Annotated in this window: 2 protein-coding genes; both read right to left on the reverse strand. The window is 39.0% G+C overall.

The window, feature by feature from the left end; genetic code table 11:
• Positions 1–311 precede the first annotated feature (311 nt).
• A complete protein-coding gene (locus ACKLNX_RS00095; RefSeq protein ID WP_412970772.1) occupies positions 312–485 on the reverse strand; it encodes a hypothetical protein in 174 nt (57 codons plus the stop codon).
• Between the two features lie 1,591 nt (positions 486–2,076).
• Positions 2,077–2,457 (reverse strand): hypothetical protein, encoded by a 381-nt coding sequence (locus tag ACKLNX_RS00100; protein ID WP_412970773.1) that lies wholly within the window; start codon positions 2,455–2,457, stop codon positions 2,077–2,079.
• Between the last annotated feature and the right edge of the window lie 394 nt (positions 2,458–2,851).

Genomic DNA, 2,851 nt, shown 5'->3' on the forward strand with positions numbered 1-2,851 from the left:
CTTTGACTGAAACAACAACTGAATTATCCTGGCGAAGACCAAACAGCAAATGCGCGCGCACCCGAAAACAACTTATTAAAAACCGTTGAGAGTGACTCTTGAAAGAACGAGCATGAACTGAACTTTCGCGACGAGAACTTATGCTTGTTAGCGGAGACCAAACGGCAAATGCTCGCGAACATGGAAACAGCTATCCACTTTGAGATGGGCTTTCTGTTTTAGCGATAGAGCCAGCTTTAAAGTCAATCGGGCAGCACGAATAGACATCACACGCTCGCGAACCCGAGGGGACTATCTAACAAGCAATACTATTACGTGCTACTTCGTTTCTTTTTACGATTAAATAGCTTTAACCAAAACGCGGCCTCAAAAAGAAAACCTAAAATGATAAAAATAAACATGCCTGTTGAGTTTCCGTAACTATAGAAACTAATAGCAATAAAAATTAATGCCAAAAGAATTAACCATTTCGTGATTACATTCATTTGCCCTCCTCGTTTAGTTGCTCATGATACTGATAACACCCCGCATAGAGGGCAAGTTTATGGGTGCAGCTCTTGAGCGTAGCGAAATGCGCCCGTAAGCTTGTCCCAGCGACCGAAGGGAGTGAACTGATGCGATTGTTATGTTGCTTGATGTTATTGCGGCTTTGATACAACAATCCATGTCCCTCTGCGTTAACCATTTAGGTAAAAATATACTCGTTTGAATCCAAAACAACAACTGATGTTAATCAGCGAAGACCAAACAGCGAATGCTCGCGAACCCGAAAATAACCTATTAAAAACAGTTGAGAGTGACTCTTGAAAGAACGAGCTTGCACTATAGTCCTTTGTTATGTTTTAACTACACAACACTATGATTTATATAAGATAACAAACCTAAACTACAGAATAAAACTAAAGATAACAAAACTGAAAAACCAAATAACCTCTTGAGTATTATTTCGTCAGAAAGGGGCTTAAAAGCAATGAAATTAATAGCCTTACAAAAATAGTTTTTTGACTCTCTTGTTTTTAATAAAAAACCTGAATATTTAAATAAACCGAAAGATAATAAAACCAAGGCAAAGATGAATAAAATACAAATCAAGAAACCGAATGAAAATATTAGCACTTTTTCCAAACTATCCACCTCTGTACGAAAGACACATAACACCCCGCATAGAGGGCAAGTTTATGGGTGCAGCTTTTGAACGAAGTGAAATGCGCCCGTAAAGTTGTCCCAGCGACCGAAGGGAGTGAACTGATGCGTTTGTTATGTTGCTTGATGTATTTGCGGTTTTGATAAAACAATCCTTGTCTCCCTGCGTTAACCATTTAGGTAAAAATATACTCGTTTGAATTCAAAACAACAACTGATGTTAATCAGCGAAGACCAAACAACGAATGCTCGCGAACCCGAAAATAACTCTTTAAAAACAGATGAGAGTGACTCTTGAAAGGACGAGCTTGCTCTTCAGTTTGATAATAAGGTTACAGGCTATCCTTCTTTACTATTAGCTTTACAAATGAATACGGCGCATAACTAATTGCTGCAAAAAATACACTTAAAGAAACACTACCAGTCAGTGGATAAGCCAAAAATGCAAGCGATAGTAACCCAGCAAAAATAAACGTAGCCTTAAGTTTTGACTTACTATCGGGCACTAATTGAACTTTACAAACACTGCATACTGGATATTTATGAAACGCCACTTTGAAGCGCGATAACCAGCTAACACCATCTTTACCGCAACTTGGGCAGTTCACTTAACTCGCCATGACACATAACACCCCGCATAGAGGGCAAGTTTATGGGTGCAGCTCTTGAGCAACGCGAAATGCGCCCGTAAAGTTGTCCCAGCGACCGAAGGGAGTGAACTGATGCGTTTGTTATATTTGGTTGATTTAACTCGCTTTTTATAAAACAATCCATGTCCCTCTGCGTTAACCATTTAGGTAAAAATATACTCGTTTGACGTTGAAACAACAACTATCGTTCGATGGCGAAGACCAAACAACAAATGCTCGCGAACCCGTAATTAGGTTATTAAGAACCTTTGAGAGTGACTCTTGAAAGAAAGAGCCTCCACTATCATTTTACATTGCCAGATCTATACAATTTTCGGCCCCAAGAGATACTTACAAGCAAACAAACTGACCAAAACACCACTAACAGCCAAAACGTCACTGGCCAACGGGAATAACTAATGAAATCTCGGCGCATTAGTATTTGTTGATCAACCACAGCAACAAATAAAATGTAAACACAAAAAATGGCTAGTACTATAGACAAAACCATACCCATCAGACGTTTACCAACACCTGGTTTGTCATCCAAGGTTGTTGAATGTTTTAATAGCTCAGATAGCGCTATCTCAGCATCTCGCTTTCTATCCGGAAATTTTTCCCCATCAATATTATCAAGAATATCTTCCAGTTCACGAATATTATATTTTGAATAATCGATACTCAACTTAACCACCTTTCCACATAACACCCCGCATAGAGGGCAAGTTTATGGGTGCAGCTTTTGAACGAAGTGAAATGCGCCCGTAAAGTTGTCCCAGCGACCGAAGGGAGTGAGCTGATGCGTTTGTTATATTTGGTAGATTTAACTCGGTTTTGATAAAACAATCCAAGTATCCTTGCGTTAACCATTTAGGTAAAAATATACTCGTTTGACATTGAAACAACAACTGAAGTTAATCAGCGAGGACCAAACAACTAATGCTCGCGAACCCGAAAATAATTCATTAAAAGCAGATGAGAGTAACTCTTGAAAGAAAGAGCTTTCGTAGTCACCAACTTATAAAACCCAGCCCTTAATGTAGGTAAAAGTAATGCCATCAATTTTTTTAAACTCACCA

This window comes from Glaciecola sp. MF2-115 (genome assembly GCF_047250385.1).
GTDB lineage: Bacteria > Pseudomonadota > Gammaproteobacteria > Enterobacterales > Alteromonadaceae > Glaciecola.

Coding starts and splice junctions, on each gene's coding strand:
- ACKLNX_RS00095 (WP_412970772.1), bottom strand. CDS start 485: ATGAATGTAATCACGAAATGGTTAATTCTTTTGGCATTAATTTTTATT.